The following is a 13,683-nucleotide window of genomic DNA, read 5'->3' as shown; positions in this document are numbered from 1 at the left end:
GAAACCTGCCTGTGTCGGAGCCGCAATTCAGGAAAGGCGCACAACCTTGGTCAGGTGGCGCGGTGCGGTGCTGTCCAGATGTTTGTGCTGGGCCAGGCGTTCGCCGAACAACTGCAACGCCGGCAGGATCGCCAGGCTGCGGTCCAGGCCCTGCTGGCCGATGCCGATCGAAAGATCGCCCGGACCGCCGAAACCGATGACTCGCGCACCCTTGGCTTGCAGTTCGGCGCACAGCTGGCTTTCTTCTTCAAACGTTTCGGGGCTGTAGATCAGCACCACGCAGGTTTTTTCGTCGACCAGGCTGACTGGCCCATGGCGGTACTCCAGCGGATGGAAGACTTGGGTGTAGGTCAGGCTCATTTCCTGCAATTTCAGCGCGCCTTCGCTGGCCAGGCCGTAATAGGCGCCGCCGCCCAGGTACACGAAGTGCGAGCGCGAGAGCAGATCGCTGTTGAGCTGACTGTCGAGGCTGCGCATCGCTTGTTCGGCGCTGGCCGCAATCGCCGGGTCGAGCTCCACACCGGCCAGACGCAAACCGAGCAGCAGCATCAGGCTTGCCGAGCTGCTCATGACGATGCCTTCGAGGGCGTGTGTCGGGGCAAACAGTACGTGGTCGCTGTTGCGCGCCAGGCTGCTGTCGGCTTCGCAGGTGATGCCCAGGGTTTCCAGGCCCCGTGTGCGGCTGGCATCGACGGCCTGCACGGTTTCGGTGGACTCGCCGCTGCGCGACAGGGCGATCACCTTCACGTCCGTTGTGGTGGCCAAGTAGGCCGCTGGGCGCCGGGCCCATTCTCCACCCGGAACGGCGATGGCGCGCTTGCCGTTGAGGTTCAATGCACCGGCGACGGTTTGTGCCAGGTAGTAGGAGGTGCCGCAACCGACCACCACCGTCGTGGCAGCCGTGAAGTCTGGCAGTGGCTGAGTCAACGCCGAAGCCCAAAAAGGAAATTGCTCAACGATGACCTGTTCAGTGATGTTCATGGGGCAGTCCTTTCAAGAGAGGGTTTATTTGGTCGCGCCGGCAATCAGCCCGCGTACCAGGAAACGGTTGAGGAAAATCACCAGCAGCACCGGTGGCAGCATCGCGATCACGCCAGCGGCATTCATCAGGCCGTAGTCGACGTAGTTGCGGGTGACGAATTCGGGAATCAGCACGGTCAGCGACTTGGTCGCGAGGGACGGCGAGAACACCAACGGAACCATGAACTGCCCCCAGGCGCTGAGGAACGTCAGGATCGCGGTGGCGATCAGGCCCGGCGCCGCCAGGGGCAGGACGATGCGGACCAGGGTGTAGGTGCGGCCCGCGCCGTCCAGCCATGCCGCTTCTTCCAGCGATACCGGCAGCGACTGGTAAACACTGCGCATCAGCCACAAAGCCAGCGGCAAGAAGGCGGAGACGTAGATCAGCGTCACGCCCAGGTAGGTATCGATCAACTGCAGGCTGATCATCAAGCGGTACAGCGGGATCATCACCGTGTACGCCGGCACCGCCATGCTCGCCACCACCAGCGCGAACAACAAGTCGCGACCGGGAAAGCGCAGGCGCACAAAGGCGTAGCCACCGAACGCGGCCGCCACCAGCGTCAACAACGTCGCGGCCACCGAGGTCACCAGGCTGTTGATGAAGGCCCTGGAAAACTGCGGCCACACCGATTGCACTTCGTTACCCTGGGACGAACTGCTGGCGCCGAACAACTTGGCGAAGTGCTCCAGGGTCGGGTGCTGTGGCCACAGATGCAGCTGGCCACTGAGCATCTCGCGCGGGTCGGTGAAGCTGGTGATAACCGCCCAATACACTGGGCCCAACGACCACAGTACGAGCGCCAGCAACGCCAGGGCGAACCCGGCCTTGCCCAGGCCTTCGAAGAAATATCGGCGCATCAGTCGAACCTCGTTTCGCGGTAGACCTTGAGCACATAGACCATCGATACCAACAGCGAGGCGATCATCGCCAGCACCGACAACGCCATGCCATAGGAGAACTTCAGGTTCTGGAACGCCGACATGTACACCTGGATGATCAGGCTGCGGGTGTCCAGGCTCGCCCCGTTGAGGATCCACGCTTCATCGAACAGGTTGAAGGCGAACACCGTCGACTGGCTGAGGGAAATGGCCAGGCCACCGGCAATCAGGGGCAGGGTGATCATGCGAAAGCACTTGATGCGCCCGGCGCCGTCGAGCTTGGCGGCTTCATACAAGTCACCAGGAATCGCCTGCAACGCCGCGAGCAAAATGATCGCGGTGAGCGGCAGCATGCGCCATACGTGGACCAGGGAAATCAGCAGCAACGCGGTGTGATGGTCGTTGAACCACACTTGGTTTTCACTGATCAGCCCAATGCCCTTGAGCAGGTTGTTCAATACGCCGTAGCTAGGGTTGTAGATCCACAGCCAGACCAGCGCATTGACCACCGGTGGCAAGCACCAGGGCAACACCAGGATCGCCAGCAGCCATTGGCGGCCATGCCGTACCTTGTTCAACAGCAGCGCGGCAGCCAGGCCTCCGAGGGTTTCCAGCACCACCGCCAGCACGACGTAGACCAGGGTGTTCCAGGTGGCGTGCTGGACGTTGCTGTCGGTCGCCAGGTTCTGGTAGTTGAGCAGGCCGACGAAGGGCGTCCCGGGGCGCATCGGGTCTATCCGATACAGGCTGTCGAACACCGTGGCCAGCAGCGGCACGAAGACCAGGATGGCCATCACCAGGATGATCGGCAGCACATACGCCAGGCCGAGCCAGGTTTCACCCGGTGTGGGGCGCAAGCGCTCCCTGATGGAGGTCAATGTCATCACGGCTGCATCGCGCTCTTGGCTTCTTCGGCAATTTGCGCCACGGCCTGGGCCACGGTCAGTTGCCCTTTGGCGGCCTGGTTCAGGGCACTGGACGCCGCACTGGTGAACTGCGGGTACCAGACGGGTGTGCCTTGCTTGAACAGTGGATCGACCAGCGTGGCCTGTTGCAGGATCACGTCACCGCTCTTGAGCTTGCCTTCGCTGTTGAGCTGCTTGAGCACGCTGGTGCGGGTGGGCAGGTTGCCAAGGGTCTTGTAGCTCTCGATCTGGTTCTCGGGTTTGATGAACCAGTTGATGAAGGTCCTGGCACCGTCTTTGTTTTTTGCCGTGGCGGGGATGCCCATGGCTTCCGGCAGGCCGATAGTGCGCGCGGTTCCGGTGGTGCTCAGCATCAACGCGGCGGCGACGTGTTCGGCCACCTGGGATTTGCTCGGGTCGCTGTAGACCGCGACGTTGCCGGCCCAACCGGCGAGGTCGAACGAGGCGTCACCTTTCTTGAACAGCTCCTGCACTTCGACGTCCTTGAGGCCGGTCGCCGCTGGGCTGATCAGACCTTGCTTGAGCGCTTCGATTTCAAACGCCATGGCCCGGTAGCCGGCCGAGTCGGGCTTGATGAATTGCGGTTCGAATTGCTCGTTGAACAGCTCACCGCCAAACACCTTGGTCAGCAGATACCAAGCGGTGGCGCTGCCTTCAGTGGCGGACAAGGGCAGGGCGATCGGGTATTGCGTGATGTTCTTGGCCTTGATCGCCTTGGCGTCGGCCAGCAACTGCTCAGGCGTGGTGGGTGCGGTCTTGATACCCGCACGGTCGAGGTGGTCGCGGTTGTAGATCAGCACCCGGAAATCGTTGGCATAGGGCACCGCCAACAGCTTTCCCTCAACCATGAAGAATTTCGCCGAAGGGATGTCCGCCAGGGTCGCGGCGTCCACGGCATCGTTGAGTGGCAGGTACCAGTTGGCGGCGCCAAATTGACCGACCCATGACCAGTCCACTTCCGTGGTGTCGGCCGGTGGGCTGCCGGCAATCATCGAGGTGGCGACCTTGGTCAGGATCTGGTCCCAGCCCAGCGTCTGCGTATCCAGCGTCACGCCGGTCTCGCTGGCGAGGCGGTCGGTCATGCCCTTGGGCAGGGTGCCCCAGGGCGGCAGCAGCACTTCAGTGACGTTGGCGGCGGCTGCGGCCACAGGTGCCAGGGTCGGGACCGCAAACGACAGCGGCAACAGCGCGAGCGATGCAAGCAAATGGCGTCGGAGCATGGCAAAACCTCTTCATCGGGAAAGGGGAGGTTGACGGCAGTGCAAGGGGCTAAAGATTCAGCGACAGTTGTTCGATCCAGCGCTGGTCGGGGTTCCATCCCGCGTTGTGAGCGGCGCGCCACAAGGCGCCACCGATGGGGGGCAGGCGGGGTGGGCAGGCGACGGCGCCAATGCGACGGCGAATGCCATCGAGCATCGGCGTGTGGGCGAAGACACCCCCGGCGTAACTCCAGGTCGCCGGCCCGCTCAGGCCCAGTCGGCGCCAAGCAGTGTTGATGTGTTCGGCCAGGTGCGCTGCGGCCTCGTCCATCACTGCGATTGCCGCAGCATCGCCGGCCACCGCCGAGGTCGACACGCATTCGGCCAGGGCCGCCATTGAGGCCCGGCGATTGGCTAGGCCGTAGACCCAATCCGCCAGTTGATCGGGGGCCAGGCCCAAGTGATCAAGCAGGGCCTGGGTCAGGTGTGGCTGATAGGCGCGGCCGTCGAGGCTGCGGCTGGCAAGGGTCAACGCTTGCCGACCGATCCAATAGGCGCTGCCTTCGTCACCGAATACATCGCCCCAACCGCCGACGCGTAGATGCTCGGCACCGGGCTGGTTACGGCTGGCCCAGGCCATGGAACCGGTACCTGCGAGAATCAACACGCCTGCGCCTTGCCCGGCGAATGCACCGTCGAAGGCTATGCGCACATCGTTTTCTACAAGGACCGGGCAGGACAATGCGCGTTGCGCGGTGTCGCGCTGGGCGATGGAACATTCGGCCAGTTCGCCATGCATCGGCAGCCCGAGCACGGCGGCGGCCAACGGCAGCCTGGCGGCCGCTTGCAGCAGTGCGTGCAACTGAGCGGACCACTGTGGATTGGCGATCGGATCAAGTCCGGCCGCCGTTTCACAGTGCAGCACCCGGCCCTGGCGATCGGCTACCGTCACCCGGGTTTTCGAGCCGCCGCTGTCCAGCCCCAACACGCAATCATTCATGCCTGTACGTCCCGGGCGGCAATGGCTTGGCTGGAGGCTTGCAACGTGGCGCAGCCCTGTTCGTGCAAGCGCGCCCACCAACTGGCAGACAACTGTTCGTCACTGATCACCGTCAGGTTCTTGTCCAGCGGGGCAACACGGTAGGTGAGGCGCTGATCGAACTTGCTCGAGTCCGCCAGTAGCAGGGTTTTGGCGGCGCGGGCGAGCATCTTCTGGTTGAGCTGCGCTTCACTGGCATCGAGGCTGTAGATGCAGGCATCCGGCGCGATGGCACCGGCACCGAGGAACAGTTGATCGAACCACAAATTTTCGATCATCGCTTCGGCCAGGGCCCCGACCATCGATGCGTTCTCTGCCCGCAACTGCCCACCGAGCAGGACGATCTTGATGCCCGGTGTGTTCATCAACACTTGAGCGACGTTCAGGCAGTTGGTGAACACCGACAGCGGCATCGGGTCCAGGCGCAGGCGGCGGGCCAGTTGCAGCACCGTGGTGCCCGCGTCGAGGAAGATGGTCGAGCCCGGCGCGATCTGCTCGTAGGCCAGTTCGGCAATGGCGCGCTTGGCGAAAAGGTTCTGGTTTTCCCGCAGGTCGAAGGCCACCTCGACCCCGGCGCTTTTGGCGATACGCGCACCGCCATGGGTGCGGTGAATGGTGCCGTCGGCCTCCAGGCTCAGCAGGTCCCGGCGCACGGTCGCCAGGGATGCATCGGCGACTTCGGCGATGGTCTGGATAGTGCTTTCGCCATGGCTGTAGAGGTGCTGACAGATCAGTGAAAGGCGCTCGTCTTTAGTCACTTGGGCTGCTCATTAGTGATTCATAGGAATGAAATATAGAGCCAAAAAAATCACTGTCAATCAAAATAATGATTGAAGTTGATCGTTTTCCTCTCGTATGGTGATCTCCCACGTCATCGAGAGGCACTGCTCATGCAAGGTCATTATCTTCAAAAACTGTCAGGTGCCCACGGCCAAGGCCGCGCCATCGGCATTACGTCGGTGTGTTCGGCACACGCCCTGGTCATTGAAGCGGCGTTGCGCTGCGGCCAGGCCGGCACGGCGCCGGTGCTGATCGAGGCGACGTGCAACCAGGTCAACCATGAGGGTGGCTATACCGGCATGACCCCGGCGGACTTCCGCCGCTTTGTGCTGGAGATTGCACAGCGCGTGGGTTTCGATCCGCAGCGCTTGATCCTCGGCGGCGACCACCTGGGGCCGAATCCCTGGCGCCACCTGCCGCCGCAGCTAGCCATGCTCAACGCCGAACGCATGCTGGAAGCCTACGCCCGGGCAGGTTTCAGCAAGATTCACCTTGATACGAGCATGGCCTGCATGGGCGAGAGCGATCCGCTCGACGGCGCGCTGGTGGCCGAACGTGCGGCACGCCTGGCGGCCGTGGTCGAGCGAACGGTGAACGATGCCGGCCTGCCGTTACCGTTCTACGTGATAGGCACCGAAGTGCCGGTGCCGGGCGGCGCCTCGGAGAAGGTTGAGGACCTTGAGGTGACCACCCCGCAATCAGCCTTGGAAACGATCGCACTGCATCGCCAGGCTTTTATCGCCCAAGGCCTCGACAGCGTGTTTGCGCGAGTCATTGGCTTGGTAGTCCAGCCTGGTGTCGAGTTCGGCAATGAGAACGTAGTGGTCTATCAACCTGAAAAGGCCCGGGCCCTCAGCGCCATTCTTCAGGGTGAGCCGCAACTGGTATTCGAGGCTCACTCCACCGACTACCAGCCAGCCAGCGCGCTGCAGCATCTGGTGCGCGACGGCTTTGCGATTCTCAAGGTCGGCCCCGGCCTGACCTTCGCCCTGCGTGAAGCGCTCTACGCGCTGGACCACATCGCTGCCGCGCTGCGCTCAGTGCCGGAGCAAGAAAGCCTGCGCAGGACCATGGAGTCACTGATGCTCGCTGAACCGCACTACTGGGATCACTATTACCACGGTGACGACGCCGCATTGCGCGTGCAGCGACACTTCAGCTACAGCGACCGCATCCGCTACTACTGGCCGTTTGCAGCGGCGAGTCGCGCGGTGGAGGAGATGTTCCTGGCCTTCGGTGATGAGCCGATTCCTGAAACGTTGGTGAGCCAGTATCTGCCGCTCCTGTACCCGCAGGTGGCGAGCGGACAGGAAAGCAGCACGGCACGTGAGCTGGTATTGGCGGCGATTGGGCAGGTGTTGGGGCAGTATCGGGAGGCGTGCGGGGGGTAGGCGACTGCCCAGCGGGGCCTGTGCGCTCAAGGGTTCGGTCCGGGTCGACCGTTACCCGCATTCAACCCAAACGCGATACCTGATATGCCGATCAAACGAGTCTTCCGGGTTTTCGTAAGCTTCGAGTTTTTCCAGGAACCCCGATTGTTCAAGGCTAGCCAGGTCTTCAAGGGTCCATTCAGAAGGAAATTCGCTGGAGAAGTCCTTACCCAGATGTTCAACCCAATGATCAACCGGGAAGGGGAGGTAACCGATCCACTCCGATTGATAGGTAATCTCGTCGGAGTCGCTTCCAATCACCCTGGCGTCGATCGTGTTCTTAATCGTTTTTTGACGTTCATTCATGGTGTTCGACCTGGCTCTCAGGGCCGGTGGCATGTGGCTCCGACTGGAATTATAAATAAAGAAACGGCTAGGTGGTGTTTTCCCGTTTTCGACCCTTGGTCGCCTCACGCCTCGTCACAGCCTCGCGAGCGTCTAGATTCTAGTCAGAGCCCGGGCGTGCAGAGAGGTGTGCAGGATGAGCAACGAAGGAAGGGTGCCCGAGACGAAAGGGGTTACGGTGCAGTTACTTGAATCGATTGACCTGGGGCCGGAAATCGAGGGAATGGCAGGGCGCCAACTTCGAATGCGTAAGGTGACCATCGAGCCTGGAGGCGTCTTCGGGCCGATGCACGACCACAAGGACAGGCCCGGCACTGTCTACATCTTGCAGGGAACGATTACTGACCATCGAAATGGAATCGCCACGGACTACGGACCAGGCGTGGGCTGGCCCGAGGACAGGAACACCACACACTGGCTTGAGAACAGAGGCGCCATAGCGGCGGTGGAAATCTCGGTCGATATCGTCAGGCAAGAATAGGTTTTGGCTTGAGTGCTGGCCCCATCCCAACCGACAGCCACAAGTCGCCTACAATCATTAGCGTATCTGGCCTCGCACGCCGCCAGACGACTTCTTGCGCCGAGTCGCTTTCAGGACGGGTTTTGTCGTCCACGTGCAATCGCCAACCCCCGGGAGTGGCAAGCTGTAAAGATGCCCCGGATCAGGTGCGCCAAAGACACTTGGCCGGAGAGCTAGGATGGCGATCGGATCTGCCACGCTACCGTGACGTGGGCCGACGCCCAAGCCAAGACTCCGGACGGCTGCCGCCATGCGGCGGTGTCGTTCGAGATGCCGAGGTACGTTTATGCCTGATGAGACGCTTCACCTGCCCTTGATCCACAGCGTTCTGGAGCGCGAGAAGGACACCCCCGGTGCCTTGCTGCCGATTCTCCATGCCATCCAGGGAGGCTGCGGGTACGTGCCCGACGTCGCCGTCCCTGAAATTGCCCATGCCCTCAACCTCAGCCAGGCTGAAGTGCGCGGGGTGATCAGCTTCTACCACGACTTCCGCACCACGCCGCCGGCGCGCCATACCCTGCGCCTGTGCCGGGCCGAGTCCTGCCAGAGCATGGGGGCCGAGGGCCTGGCGGCGCAGTTGCGTGAACAACTCTCGCTGGACGACCACGGCACCAGCGCCGACGGCAGCATCAGCCTGCGGCCGGTCTATTGCCTGGGGGCCTGCGTGTGCTCGCCAGCCCTGGAGCTGGACGGCGAACTACACGCCAGGCTCACCCCCGAACGTCTGCGCCAGTTGGTCAATGGTTGCCTGGAGGATGGTTCATGCTGACGCTCTGCATTCCCCGCGATTCAGTGGCCCGCGCGGTCGGCGCGGACAGGGTGGTCGATGCGCTGGTCCTCGAGGCCGAACGTCGCCAATTGCCCCTCGAAATACGGCGCACCAGTTCCCGGGGTCTCTATTGGCTCGAACCGCTGGTTGAACTCGAAACACCCGAAGGCCGGTTGGGCTTTGGCTCTGTCACGGTACAGGACGTGCCGGGGCTGCTCGACGCACTCGCCCATGATCCAGGCAGTCATTCCTCGGCCCTGGGGCTGGTGGAAAACATTCCTTATCTCAAGAGCCAGCAGCGCCTGCTGTTCGCTCGCGCCGGCATCACCCAGCCGCTGTCCCTGGACGACTACCGCAATCAAGGCGGGTTTTCGGGCCTGGCCCGGTCCATCCAGATGGACGGCGCCGACGTGGTCGCCAGCGTGCTCGATTCGGGCCTGCGCGGTCGCGGCGGTGCGGCGTTCCCGGCGGGCATCAAGTGGCGCACCGTGCGCGATGCTGTCGGTGCGCAGAAATACGTGGTGTGCAACGCCGACGAGGGTGACTCCGGGACGTTCGCCGACCGCATGCTGATGGAAGGCGATCCCTTCTTGCTGATCGAAGGCATGATCATCGCAGGCATCGCCGCAGGCGCCACGATGGGTTACATCTATGTGCGCTCGGAATACCCGGCTGCCATCAGCACCCTCAACGAGGCCCTGGGCATCGCCCGGGAAGCCGGTTACTTGGGCGCCGATGTCAGCGGCAGCGGGCATGCTTTTGAATTGGAAGTACGGGTGGGCGCCGGCGCCTATATCTGCGGTGAGGAAACGGCGCTGCTGGAGTCCCTCGAAGGCAAGCGCGGCACGGTGCGCGCCAAGCCACCGCTGCCCGCCATCCAAGGTTTGTTCGGGCTGCCGACGTTGGTACACAACGTGGTGACCCTGGCCTCGGTGCCGATCATCCTGGAGAAGGGCGCGCAGTTCTATCGCGACTTCGGCATGGGACGGTCCCTGGGCACGATGCCGTTTCAACTGGCCGGTAACGTCCGTCACGGCGGGCTGGTGGAACGCGCCTTCGGCCTTAGCCTGCGCGAGTTGGTGGAAGGTTATGGTGGCGGTACCGCCAGCGGTCGGCCATTGAAGGCCGCACAGGTGGGCGGGCCATTGGGCGCCTGGGTGCCCCCTGCGCAATTCGATACGCCGCTGGACTACGAAGCGTTCGCCGCCATGGGCGCGATGCTCGGCCACGGCGGCGTGGTGGTTGCCGACGACAGCTTGGACATGGCCCACATGGCCCGCTTCGCCTTGCAGTTCTGCGCCGAGGAATCCTGTGGCAAATGCACGCCATGCCGGATCGGCTCCACCCGTGGGGTGGAAGTGGTGGACCGCTTGATTGCCAGCACCGATCCCGCTGCCCGTCAGGAACAGGCTGCGTTGCTGCAAGACCTGTGCGACACCCTGCAATACGGCTCGCTCTGTGCCCTGGGTGGGATGACGTCCTACCCTGTCGCCAGCGCCCTGAAGTATTTCCCCGCCGACTTCGGTCTGGCGACCACGGAGGCCGACCAATGATCAACATCTTCGATCCCAGCAGTGACATGGACCTGGGCACCCCGGCGCGTGAAAGCGACGTGCAAGTCAGCCTGACCATCGACGGTCGCGAAATCAGTGTTGCTTCCGGTACCTCGGTCATGCGCGCGGCGGCCTTGCTCGGCACCGCCATCCCCAAGCTCTGCGCCACCGACAGTCTGGAAGCCTTCGGCTCCTGCCGCATGTGCCTGGTGGAAATCGACGGCATGCGCGGTTATCCGGCGTCCTGCACCACACCGGTGACCGAAGGCATGGTGGTACGCACCCAGACGTCCAAGCTCGCGACACTGCGGCGCAACGTGATGGAGTTGTACATCTCCGACCATCCGCTGGACTGCCTGACATGCCCGGCCAACGGCAACTGCGAACTGCAGACGGTGGCGGGGCAGGTGGGCCTGCGTGAAGTACGTTACGGCTACGAAGGCGCCAACCACCTGGCCGAGGCCAAGGACGTATCCAACCCTTATTTCGACTACGACCCGAGCAAATGCATCGTGTGCAGCCGCTGCGTGCGAGCCTGCGAGGAAATCCAGGGCACCTTCGCCCTGACCATTACCGGGCGCGGCTTTGACTCCCGGGTGGAAGCGGCCGGCGGTGATAACTTCCTCGACTCCGAATGCGTCTCCTGCGGCGCCTGCGTGCAGGCTTGCCCGACGGCGACCTTGATCGACAAGAGCGTGGTGGAAATCGGTCAACCGGAGCGCAGCGTCATCACCACCTGTGCCTACTGCGGTGTGGGGTGTTCCTTCCGCGCCGAGATGAAAGGCGAGCAATTGGTGCGCATGGTCCCGGACAAGAACGGCCAGGCCAACCACGGCCATTCCTGCGTCAAGGGTCGTTTCGCCTGGGGTTATGCCACGCACCCGGACCGCATCACCAAGCCGATGATCCGCAAGCACATCAGCGACCCGTGGCAAGAGGTCAGCTGGGATGAGGCCGTCACTTACGCTGCCGGCGAGCTGCGCCGCATCCAGCTCAAGTACGGGCGCGACTCCATCGGTGGCATCACCTCCAGCCGTTGCACCAACGAAGAAACCTACCTGGTGCAGAAACTGGTGCGCACCGCCTTCGGCAACAACAACGTCGACACCTGTGCCCGGGTTTGCCATTCGCCTACCGGTTATGGCCTCAAGCAAACGCTGGGGGAATCCGCCGGTACGCAGAACTTCGACTCGGTGATGAAGGCTGACGTCATCCTGGTGATGGGCGCCAACCCGACCGATGCGCACCCGGTGTTCGGTTCCCAGCTCAAGCGTCGGCTGCGTCAGGGCGCGCGGTTGATCGTCATCGATCCGCGCCGTATCGATCTGGTGGATTCCCCCCACGCCCGCGCCGACCTGCATTTGCAGCTGCGCCCAGGCACCAACGTGGCGATGCTCAACGCACTGGCTCACGTGATCGTCACCGAAGGGTTGGTCGACCAGCGTTTTGTCGAGGAACGCTGCGAGGCGGCAGATTTTGCCCGCTGGCGCGACTTCGTCAGCCTGCCGGAAAACTCGCCTGAAGTGCTGGGCCCGGTCTGTGGCGTGGACGCCGATCAGATCCGCGCCGCCGCACGGCTCTACGCCACCGGCGGCAACGCGGCCATCTACTACGGCCTCGGCGTCACGGAGCACAGCCAGGGCAGCACCTCGGTGATGGGCATCGCCAACCTGGCAATGGTCACCGGCAACATCGGCCGCGAAGGCGTCGGGGTGAACCCGTTGCGTGGGCAGAACAACGTCCAGGGCTCCTGCGACATGGGCTCGTTCCCCCACGAGTTGCCCGGCTACCGGCACATCTCCAACGAAACCGTGCGTGCCCAGTTCGAACAGGCCTGGAACGTGACCTTGCAGCCCGATCCGGGCCTGCGCATTCCCAACATGTTCGAGGCCGCCCTGGACGGCAGCTTCAAGGCGCTTTACTGCCAGGGCGAGGACATCGCCCAGAGCGACCCTAACACCCAGCACGTGACCGCAGCGCTGAGTGCCCTGGAATGCGTCATCGTCCAGGACATCTTTCTCAACGAAACGGCCAAGTTCGCCCATGTGTTCCTGCCGGGCAGCTCGTTCCTCGAGAAGGATGGCACGTTCACCAACGCCGAACGCCGCATTTCTCGGGTGCGCAAGGTCATGGAGCCCCTGGCCGGCAAGGCCGATTGGGAGGCCACCATCGCCCTGGCCGACGCCCTGGGCTACAAGATGAACTATCGTCATCCATCAGAAATCATGGACGAGATCGCCAGCCTTACACCGACCTTCACCCGCGTCAGCTACGCCGAACTGGACCGTCACGGCAGCCTGCAATGGCCGTGCAACGATGCCGCACCGGACGGCACGCCGACCATGCACATCGACGAATTCGTTCGCGGCAAAGGGCGCTTCATGCTCACCGGCTACGTGCCGACCGAGGAGAAGGTCAATAGCCGGTACCCGTTATTGCTGACTACCGGGCGCATCCTCAGCCAGTACAACGTCGGCGCCCAGACGCGGCGCACCGACAACGTGGCCTGGCACGAGGAAGATCGCCTCGAAATCCACCCGGCCGACGCCGAAAACCGCGGCATCGTCGACGGCGATTGGGTTGGCATCGGCAGTCGCGCCGGGCAAACAGTGCTACGGGCCAAGGTAACCGAACGGGTGGCGCCGGGCGTGGTGTACACCACGTTCCACTTCCCGGAATCGGGCGCCAACGTGATCACCACCGACAACTCCGACTGGGCCACCAACTGCCCGGAATACAAGGTTACGGCGGTGGAGATCGTGCGGGTCAGCCAGCCTTCGGAATGGCAGAAACGCTATCAGGCCTTCAGCGATGAACAAGGACGCCTGCTCAAGGAGCGTCGCCATGCCGAAAAAGCCGAGGTGCGTCGATGAGTTCTGAAAGCCTGATCAAGATGGCCAACCAGATCGCCCAATACTTCGCCAGTGAGCCGGACCACACGCTGGCGGTGAATGGCGTTCGCCAGCACATCAAGAGCTTCTGGACCCCGGGCATGCGCCGGGAATTGGCGGGGTGGGAGCAGAAGCATCCCGATGCGGTGCTGCATCCATTGGTGCTGGAGGCGTTGGTAGAGCCGCAGGGCGCTGCCTGACAGGCATCTACACCAGGAAGACTGTTACTCCTTGTGGCGAGGGAGCTTGCTCCCGCTCGGCTGCGCAGCAGTCGCATAACCGAGCGAGGCGGTGTGCCTGACGAAACGGAATGAGGGGGGCCGCTTCGC

The 13,683-nt window shown here is 63.0% G+C and carries 13 protein-coding genes; 6 read left to right on the top strand and 7 right to left on the bottom strand.

Going from position 1 to position 13,683, the window contains the following annotated elements; translation table 11 throughout:
• Positions 1–27: 27 nt before the first annotated feature.
• Genes AD663_RS14130 through AD663_RS14105 form a run of 6 tightly spaced genes read right to left on the bottom strand, consistent with a single transcriptional unit; the run spans position 28 to position 5,824 of the window.
• Entirely contained in the window at positions 28–981 is a 954-nt protein-coding gene (locus AD663_RS14130) for an SIS domain-containing protein (RefSeq protein ID WP_053213973.1), read from the bottom strand.
• 24 nt (positions 982–1,005) lie between these two features.
• Positions 1,006–1,881, bottom strand: a complete 876-nt coding sequence (locus AD663_RS14125) for a carbohydrate ABC transporter permease (RefSeq protein WP_003181941.1) — start codon at positions 1,879–1,881, stop codon at positions 1,006–1,008.
• On the bottom strand, positions 1,881–2,786 hold the full coding sequence (locus tag AD663_RS14120; RefSeq protein WP_053213972.1) for a carbohydrate ABC transporter permease: 906 nt from the start codon (positions 2,784–2,786) through the stop codon (positions 1,881–1,883). Before AD663_RS14120 ends, AD663_RS14125 begins: the two co-directional genes overlap by 1 nt.
• Positions 2,786–4,048 carry an extracellular solute-binding protein gene (locus tag AD663_RS14115; RefSeq protein ID WP_053213971.1) on the bottom strand — a complete coding sequence of 421 codons (1,263 nt, stop codon included), beginning with the start codon at positions 4,046–4,048 and terminating at the stop codon, positions 2,786–2,788. The genes AD663_RS14120 and AD663_RS14115 overlap by 1 nt, the downstream gene beginning before the upstream one ends.
• 49 nt (positions 4,049–4,097) lie before the next feature.
• Positions 4,098–5,027, bottom strand: a complete 930-nt coding sequence (locus tag AD663_RS14110) for an N-acetylglucosamine kinase (RefSeq protein WP_053213970.1) — start codon at positions 5,025–5,027, stop codon at positions 4,098–4,100.
• Positions 5,024–5,824: a DeoR/GlpR family DNA-binding transcription regulator gene (locus tag AD663_RS14105; protein ID WP_003181937.1), complete on the bottom strand. Its 801-nt coding sequence runs from the start codon at positions 5,822–5,824 to the stop codon at positions 5,024–5,026. The genes AD663_RS14110 and AD663_RS14105 overlap by 4 nt, the downstream gene beginning before the upstream one ends.
• A gap of 132 nt (positions 5,825–5,956) precedes the next feature.
• Here AD663_RS14105 and AD663_RS14100 point away from each other — a divergent pair, with 132 nt between their 5' ends.
• Positions 5,957–7,237, top strand: coding sequence for a D-tagatose-bisphosphate aldolase, class II, non-catalytic subunit (locus AD663_RS14100; RefSeq protein WP_003181936.1), 1,281 nt, complete (start codon positions 5,957–5,959; stop codon positions 7,235–7,237).
• A 51-nt stretch (positions 7,238–7,288) separates the two neighbouring features.
• Here AD663_RS14100 and AD663_RS14095 read toward each other — a convergent pair whose 3' ends face one another.
• Positions 7,289–7,582, bottom strand: a complete 294-nt coding sequence (locus tag AD663_RS14095) for a hypothetical protein (RefSeq protein WP_003181935.1) — start codon at positions 7,580–7,582, stop codon at positions 7,289–7,291.
• 175 nt (positions 7,583–7,757) lie between these two features.
• Here AD663_RS14095 and AD663_RS14090 point away from each other — a divergent pair, with 175 nt between their 5' ends.
• The 5 genes from AD663_RS14090 (at position 7,758) to AD663_RS14070 (ending at position 13,554) form a co-directional block, all read left to right on the top strand.
• Positions 7,758–8,102 (top strand): cupin domain-containing protein, encoded by a 345-nt coding sequence (locus tag AD663_RS14090; RefSeq protein ID WP_033046035.1) that lies wholly within the window; start codon positions 7,758–7,760, stop codon positions 8,100–8,102.
• A 325-nt stretch (positions 8,103–8,427) separates the two neighbouring features.
• Positions 8,428–8,910, top strand: coding sequence for a formate dehydrogenase subunit gamma (locus AD663_RS14085; RefSeq protein WP_003181934.1), 483 nt, complete (start codon positions 8,428–8,430; stop codon positions 8,908–8,910).
• Positions 8,904–10,463, top strand: a complete 1,560-nt coding sequence (locus AD663_RS14080) for an NADH-quinone oxidoreductase subunit NuoF (protein ID WP_053213969.1) — start codon at positions 8,904–8,906, stop codon at positions 10,461–10,463. Before AD663_RS14085 ends, AD663_RS14080 begins: the two co-directional genes overlap by 7 nt.
• Positions 10,460–13,336 (top strand): formate dehydrogenase subunit alpha, encoded by a 2,877-nt coding sequence (fdhF, locus tag AD663_RS14075; RefSeq protein ID WP_053213968.1) that lies wholly within the window; start codon positions 10,460–10,462, stop codon positions 13,334–13,336. The genes AD663_RS14080 and fdhF overlap by 4 nt, the downstream gene beginning before the upstream one ends.
• Positions 13,333–13,554 (top strand): formate dehydrogenase subunit delta, encoded by a 222-nt coding sequence (locus AD663_RS14070; RefSeq protein WP_003181931.1) that lies wholly within the window; start codon positions 13,333–13,335, stop codon positions 13,552–13,554. The genes fdhF and AD663_RS14070 overlap by 4 nt, the downstream gene beginning before the upstream one ends.
• The last annotated feature ends 129 nt before the right edge of the window (positions 13,555–13,683 follow it).

It is taken from the genome of Pseudomonas sp. Q12-87, from assembly GCF_001269755.1.
GTDB classification, from domain to species: Bacteria; Pseudomonadota; Gammaproteobacteria; order Pseudomonadales; family Pseudomonadaceae; genus Aquipseudomonas; species Aquipseudomonas fluorescens_S.
The sequence above is the reverse complement of the archived record's forward strand: the minus strand, read 5'-3'. Positions and strand labels throughout refer to the sequence as shown.

Coding starts and splice junctions, on each gene's coding strand:
- AD663_RS14115 (WP_053213971.1), bottom strand. CDS start 4,048: ATGCTCCGACGCCATTTGCTTGCATCGCTCGCGCTGTTGCCGCTGTCG.
- AD663_RS14120 (WP_053213972.1), bottom strand. CDS start 2,786: ATGACATTGACCTCCATCAGGGAGCGCTTGCGCCCCACACCGGGTGAA.
- AD663_RS14080 (WP_053213969.1), top strand. CDS start 8,904: ATGCTGACGCTCTGCATTCCCCGCGATTCAGTGGCCCGCGCGGTCGGC.
- fdhF (WP_053213968.1), top strand. CDS start 10,460: ATGATCAACATCTTCGATCCCAGCAGTGACATGGACCTGGGCACCCCG.
- AD663_RS14070 (WP_003181931.1), top strand. CDS start 13,333: ATGAGTTCTGAAAGCCTGATCAAGATGGCCAACCAGATCGCCCAATAC.
- AD663_RS14085 (WP_003181934.1), top strand. CDS start 8,428: ATGCCTGATGAGACGCTTCACCTGCCCTTGATCCACAGCGTTCTGGAG.
- AD663_RS14130 (WP_053213973.1), bottom strand. CDS start 981: ATGAACATCACTGAACAGGTCATCGTTGAGCAATTTCCTTTTTGGGCT.
- AD663_RS14090 (WP_033046035.1), top strand. CDS start 7,758: ATGAGCAACGAAGGAAGGGTGCCCGAGACGAAAGGGGTTACGGTGCAG.
- AD663_RS14110 (WP_053213970.1), bottom strand. CDS start 5,027: ATGAATGATTGCGTGTTGGGGCTGGACAGCGGCGGCTCGAAAACCCGG.
- AD663_RS14125 (WP_003181941.1), bottom strand. CDS start 1,881: ATGCGCCGATATTTCTTCGAAGGCCTGGGCAAGGCCGGGTTCGCCCTG.
- AD663_RS14095 (WP_003181935.1), bottom strand. CDS start 7,582: ATGAATGAACGTCAAAAAACGATTAAGAACACGATCGACGCCAGGGTG.
- AD663_RS14100 (WP_003181936.1), top strand. CDS start 5,957: ATGCAAGGTCATTATCTTCAAAAACTGTCAGGTGCCCACGGCCAAGGC.